Raw genomic sequence first — 6,505 nt, 5'->3', positions numbered from 1 at the left:
CACCGATAAAAGGGATATGAGTGTCCTCGAGCAAACCAAGGAGCTGGTACTTAAAGAGGAAAATCCTAAGCTCCGGGCCGATAGCTTGTCAATAGCTTTGACCATAGCCGAAAGGTATTTTGATCGAGAGACTTTATTGAAAGTTTTTCGGGAGGAGATACTCGTGTATATTAAGGAATCTAGCTTCGTTCAGGAGTGGTACAACGAAGGGCTACAAAAGGGTATCGAGAAGGGGCGTGAAGAGGGACGTCAAGAGGGACGTCAAGAGGGACGTCAAGAGGGATTCGAGAGAGGCAAGATCGAGGCCCTTCGGGGAAGCATACTGGATGTGCTGCAGGAAAGGTTCGGCCAGGTAGAGCCTGACATCATCCAGGCGGTGAACCAGATCGAGTCCACTTCCACCCTCAAATCCATCCACAAGATGAGCATCAAGGTAGCCAGCCTGCAGGAAATGAGACGTATACTTTCGGGGACCAATGTTTAAACCCAGCCTTAACAGCTAGACAGATTACTTGTGTTTCGCGAGCGCAAAGTCACGGTTGGTCAATCCGCCAATTCGCACAGTTTTGCAACCGTTGCCATGACTGGGCTGGCGGCCCCGCTACGACGATCTAGACTTTATCCTCCAGACCGCCTGGAACTGGGAGAAAACTCAGCGCCGGCGCAACTAAGCCTGTTTGCCACTTATCTTGGTTCTTTTCCCCGGCTGGATTCCGGGGTCAGCATCACCCGCAGCGCCTGCATAATCAGCTAAGCGCTGCTTACTTTCACTCCGATATAGGCCTGACTTGCAGCATAAAAACCACGTCATAGGCTATCCTAATTCAGCCAAGGCTTGCTCCAACACATCTCCAACGTAATCGATTTCTTCCTCAGTCAGGCGGTTATGAAAGGGAATAGCAATGCTGGTGCGGCCAAAAGCCTCAGCCTGCGGAAAGTCTCCTTCCTTAAACCCGAATCGCTCTCGGTAGAAAGGCTGGAGGTGAATGGGCGTGAAGTAGGGTCGGCAGCCAATCCCTGCCTCCTCAAGCCGTTGCATCACCGTATCGCGTACCCACCGTTGCCGCCCCGGGTCCGGCTCGTCAACCCCCACCCGGATGACAAAAACAAACCAGCTCATGCGGGTGACTTCTGGTGCCACATAAGGCAACCTTACCCCAGGGATAGACCTCAGCCGCTGGAAATATAATTCCGCCACCCGCTGCCTCATCTCGATGATCTCTTCGATCCGGTCCATTTGGACCACCCCCAGGGCCGCTGACATTTCATCTAAACGATAGTTGTAACCAAGATACTGGTGGGAAAGCCACAGGCCTGATTCGGCCCGCCCCTGGTTGCGAAGGCTCCGGCAAAGCTTGGCTACCCTTTCATCATCGGTAACGATCATGCCGCCTTCCCCGGTGGTAATCTGCTTATTGGGGTAAAAGGCAAACACGGCTGCATCAGAAAAAGCCCCACTGCCGGCCTTTTGGTTCTTGTACTCCGACCCCAGCGCCTCGCAGGCGTCCTCTATGACTACCAGCCCGTACCGGTCGGCGATTTCCCGGACCAGGTCGAGCCTTGCGGGCTGACCAAAGGCATCCACCGGTAGAATGGCTTTGGTTTTGTTTGTAATCGCCTCTTCAATACGCCGGGCATCAATATTACCGGTATCCGGTTCAATATCAATAAAGACCGGCCGCGCCCGTTCATACAAAAGACAGTTGCTGGAAGCAATAAAGCTAAAGGGGGTGGTAATGACCTCGTCCCCCTCGCCGATTCCATAGGCCCGAACTAAAAGGTGAAGTCCGCTGGTTCCGCTGTTTACCGCCACCGCGTATTTCCGGCCCACATAGGCGACAACCTTTTCCTCAAATTCAACCATCTTGGGTCCCAAGGCAAGTATTCCCGATCGAACTACCTCGCCGACCGCCGCCACTTCCCTTTCGGTTATATCGGGCTGGGCCAGCGGCACCCGGCGTAGAAAGCCATTTGGCAATTGAAGGACCTCCATTTCCGCTTCCTACCTACCTGAGTAACAATGGGAGTAATGTCTGGACGAACACAGGCCACCAAGTATTTAGTCAAGACTATTGAAACGTACTCGTACTATATTACGGGCTCAGGTAGAAGCATTTTCAATAAGCATGTCAACGAATCTATCTTTAGAATGGCTTGTTCCTGGGTTGGACGGAGATTTCCATAAATCCCGGCCTCCCTTCGTATCCATGCCGCATTCATTCCTATTGCAAGTGGACCACCGAAGTCTTTTTCCGGGTTGTCACCGACATAATAAACCTCCCAGGGGCTTAATCGTAGCCGTTCGACTGCAAGGACAAAAGCTTTAGGTGATGGCTTCCAGTATTGTCGATTAGGCCCCAGCTCATCAGTGTAGATTATTATGTCTGCGAGCTCATTGAGCTTGAGCGCAGCCACCTTCCTTTTTTGAACTTCGTGCAAGCCATCGGTTATTATCCCAACCGCATACCCACGCTGCTTAAGGACGGTTACCGTTCTTTGGGCGTCCTCATGTAAAGTAATAGTTGGCTCGTGATTTCGGTAGCACCAGAGCATAGACTCGGCAAGACCCTTGATCTCTAATTCGAGATCTTCGTTAGTACCGGCACCGTGCCTAACTACTGACACTATCTCGCATGCAAGATGGTCAAAGACATGCTTTCGATCCTCTAGAAACAGCGATTCTAGGCGTGAGTAGAGAAAGCTTGCCGAGAATTCCGGTGTTTCAAACGCATGGCTCACCGCCCGAAAGCCACTCTTCACAAATGCGATTTCGGGATATAGTGTATCGTCAAGGTCAAATAGGACTGCTCTAATCTGGCTATGGCTTACTGCGGACATTATTCGACTACTCCCAGAGGCTTTCCTAAGGGTAGGTCGTCTGCCAATGTAAAAAAAGCCTCATCATAGCGACTCATTACTAGGCCCCTTGTATAGTTCCCTAGTTGAGATTCTGGGTCACGGCCGAGAAACATCTCAATTATCATTCGCGGAAAGTCAGCTCCGGCTGCGTAGGTCAAAGGGTAACCGCCGCCAAACCTTGCATTGATCTCAGTAAAAAGAGGGCCTTCGTCTGTAATAAAGCACTGTACGTTTACTGGCCCATAAGGCTTAAACCCTGAGGAGATTCGTAAGACACTTTCCATGAGGGGTTCAATCTCAATCGTGATCGCCCGTTCTACCTCGCCACCACGAATCTTGAGCCTTTGGCGAGGAACAGCCGAAAGCAACCGGCCTGTGCCATCGCCAAAGAGGTCAATAGTCACTTCCGGCCCGCGTATTAGCGGCTGGATAACCACCTCCTGGGTCTTGGATGCAGCTACTTCCAACTCCCTGTAACTCGAGCACAAGGTTACGCCCTGGCCGCTCGACCCGTACCTAGGCTTCACTACAAGCGGGAAACTCTTCTCACTGCGAGGTTCGTCATCTTCGCTGTAGAGTCTCGTGCTAACACATGGAATTCCGTTACTCTTAAAGAACGCAAACGTAGCTAGCTTATCGTTCGCTATGCTTACTGATGACAGCGAAGACAGTACTAGAACAGTATTAATGCTCTCGAACGTTTCCTTATGCTGTGCAAGTAATGGTAGTTCGGGGTCAATTAGAGGGATAAGCAAGTTGACCCCTTCTCTTTCGCATATCTCCAGAAGCTTAGGTAGATACGACTCTGATCTAAAATCCGGAAAAAGGAACGCACGATCAGCCTCAAGCAACCCAGGAGCTGCTGGGTCCATGTCAGTAGCAAGTATAACGCCCTCTAGATCAAGATCCAAAAAGGCGCGCCGGAAGCTCCTTAGCAGAGCTACCCTTCTTCCCACAGCTGTAAACAACACCTTCAACATAGTTAGTCTCCTATGGCCTTTAGTTTGAACCACTACCCGCATAGTGGAGGTCCGCTGTTCGATTGAGGGTCCCCTAGGTCTGGGGTGACCCCGTCGCGGCCATAAAGTTCTTCGCTAGAAGAAGTCAAAAGCTTTGGTATTGTCAAAGCCATGATCTTCGCATCCAGCCATAATGACCAGTGGTCAACATACCACACGTCAAGCTCGATCCGTTCCTCCCAACTGATACTGTTGCGGCCGTTTACCTGGGCCCAACCGGTAATGCCGGGCTTCATATTGAGGCGCCGGCGCTGAAAGGCATCGTACTGCTCCACCTGTTGCCTAATTGTGGGCCGAGGGCCGACTATACTCATCTCGCCTCTGACAACGTTTATTAGCTGGGGCAATTCATCCAGGCTGTAGCGCCGAAGCCACTTTCCTACTCTAGTGATTCGGGGGTCATCTTTGGCCACGGCTAGGCCCAAACCCATTTTGTCAGCTCCAACAACCATGCTCCTGAATTTAAACACCCGGAAAGGTACACCATTCTTCCCGATCCGCTCCTGACGGTAAAATACTGGGCCTGGAGAGTCTATCTTGATAGCCATAGCTATAAGAAGAAAGAAAGGTGACAGTAACCCCAGCCCAAAAACAGAAGTTATCAAATCAATAATCCGCTTAACTATTAATCCCGCTTTTTTACTCACATTAATGACTTCCATAAAATAAGTTTCTTAGGCTCAACTTTTACTTCCTAAGCTTCTTAACTCCGAGAACTGCTTTTTTACAGCCAGTAGATAAGCTCCGTATACCTGCTTTTAATCCCCAGTGGGTACTCCTGCTATCTCAGTTCCTCCCTCACCCGGCCCGGTTCCCGCCCCAGCCCCGAACCTACCCACCTCAGCATCCCCGAAACCGCTTTCTTATTTTGTGGCTGCCACTTGCTCCGCAACTGTTTCTGCTCCCTTGCTAGACCTCTGGCACAAGAACCATTCCTCATTCTCCAGCCTAGCAGTACAGCGGCAGCCAGGTATCACGGAATTAAGCACGTCGACTATGTCCGCGTGCCCTGTCGGCCTCAGCATCGAAACTGCCGCTTCGCCACCACCGCCCTGAGCAGTGACTCCATCGCCCTGCGGCACCCCCACCAGCCTCCGCAGTTCTTTCAGTGCCCAGGTTAGCTTGTTCCTCTCGACCTCACAACTACGGCTCACAAAGATGCGTTGGTGCTTGGTAGCGGCCAAACCCTCCTTTTCCGAGAATATCTCCTCGAAGAGCTTCTCGCCCGGCCGGGGACCGATGGTCTTAATTTCTATGTCCTTCCCCGGTTCCAAGCCCAACAGCCGAATCATGTTTTCGGCCAGCTCCATGATAGACACCGGTTCTCCCATGTCCAGCACAAAGATTTCCCCGCCTTGGCCCATAGCCCCCGCCTGGATCACCAGCTGTACCGCTTCAGGAATGGTCATGAAATACCGCTTCATATCGGGATGGGTAACCGTAACCGGCCCGCCAGCAGCAATCTGCTTTTGAAATAGCGGCACCACGCTTCCCCTGCTGCCCAAGACGTTGCCGAATCGCACCGCCATAAACCTGGTGGAGCCGGCATCCGCACGCCGCCCGGGCACTCCAGCTTCCATCCCTTCCTCATGCAGGGTTTGGATTATCATCTCCGCCAGCCTCTTGGTGGCCCCCATGATGCTTACCGGGTTGACCGCTTTATCGGTGGAGATCAAGATAAACCTTTTGGCCTCAGAGTCCCTGGCCGCCATAGCTACATTGTAGGTGCCAAAGACATTGGTCTTAATCGCCTCTTCAGGAAAGCTCTCCATGTAGGGGACGTGTTTATGAGCAGCAGCGTGGAAAACAACTCCAGGCTGGTACCTTCGAAAAACAGAGTCTAAGGCTACCCGATCCCTCACATCGACTATTACCGGTTGCATATGGAGGTTGGGAAACTTAATCCTAAGGTCGGCTGTAACTTCAAAGATGTCGTTTTCGCTATGATCCAGAAGGACCAGCAACCGAGGGTTGAACCTCGCCACCTGCCGGCAAAGCTCAGAACCTATGGAACCGCCGGCTCCGGTCACCAAGACCACCTCATCATCAAGGTAGCTGGCGATTTCCTCCAGATTGACCTTTACCGGTGGCCGGCATAGAAGGTCCTCGACATCCACCTTCCGCACCGTGGCCACGGTTCCTTCAAGCAAGGCATAGATCCTTGGCACGGTCTTGAGCTCCACCCCTAAGGAGTTGCAAACCTGGACCAGCTCTCTAAAAACCGACCCCGGGGCTGAAGGCATGGCTACAATCACTTCTTCTATCCCATAGCGCTTCACCAGTCGCGGCAGGTCAGCCCTGGCACCCAACACCGGCAACCCATATAGATACAACCCCTGCTTTTTCGGATCATCATCCACGAAACCAACCGGGTTGTAGTGATTCTCCCGGTAGCGCTGGAGCTCCCTAACTACGGTGGCGCCGGCATCCCCAGCGCCAACTATAAGCACCGGCTTGCCGCCTCGGAAGTCGTGGTACCAGCCCCGGCTGCTGCCCACCCGTGCGATTAACCGTATACCACCGGTCAAGCCTATGCTGAGGAGCCAAGCGATGATAAACAAGCTCCTAGGAATCTGCAAGTTGAGATAGTAAGCGGCGCTGATGGAGAGGGCACTCCCTACCGAGAC

General features: G+C 52.4%; 6 protein-coding genes. 1 reads left to right on the top strand and 5 read right to left on the bottom strand.

The features are described from left to right. Positions 1-16: 16 nt before the first annotated feature. The gene (locus H5U02_13165; GenBank protein MBC7343371.1) at positions 17-484 is read left to right on the top strand and encodes a hypothetical protein; all 468 of its coding nucleotides are present in this window, start codon (positions 17-19) and stop codon (positions 482-484) included. Positions 485-814: 330 nt separating this feature from the next. Here the strand turns inward: H5U02_13165 and H5U02_13160 are convergent, their stop codons facing one another. From H5U02_13160 to H5U02_13140, 5 genes are all read right to left on the bottom strand, one after another. Next, positions 815-1,993, bottom strand: a complete 1,179-nt coding sequence (locus H5U02_13160) for a DegT/DnrJ/EryC1/StrS family aminotransferase (protein MBC7343370.1) — start codon at positions 1,991-1,993, stop codon at positions 815-817. A gap of 95 nt (positions 1,994-2,088) precedes the next feature. Further along, entirely contained in the window at positions 2,089-2,838 is a 750-nt protein-coding gene (locus H5U02_13155; protein MBC7343369.1) for an HAD-IA family hydrolase, read from the bottom strand. After that, positions 2,838-3,839, bottom strand: coding sequence for an ATP-grasp domain-containing protein (locus tag H5U02_13150; GenBank protein MBC7343368.1), 1,002 nt, complete (start codon positions 3,837-3,839; stop codon positions 2,838-2,840). Before H5U02_13150 ends, H5U02_13155 begins: the two co-directional genes overlap by 1 nt. A gap of 32 nt (positions 3,840-3,871) precedes the next feature. Beyond that, positions 3,872-4,540, bottom strand: coding sequence for a sugar transferase (locus H5U02_13145; GenBank protein ID MBC7343367.1), 669 nt, complete (start codon positions 4,538-4,540; stop codon positions 3,872-3,874). A gap of 201 nt (positions 4,541-4,741) precedes the next feature. Continuing rightward, positions 4,742-6,505: polysaccharide biosynthesis protein (locus H5U02_13140; GenBank protein ID MBC7343366.1), on the bottom strand; the 1,764-nt coding region annotated here is incomplete at its 5' end.

The sequence above is a fragment of the Clostridia bacterium genome (genome assembly GCA_014360065.1).
GTDB lineage: Bacteria > Bacillota > DSM-521 > Neomoorellales > JACIYF01 > JACIYF01.
Note: the sequence above shows the minus strand (reverse complement) of the source record. Positions and strands in the feature narration are given on the sequence as shown.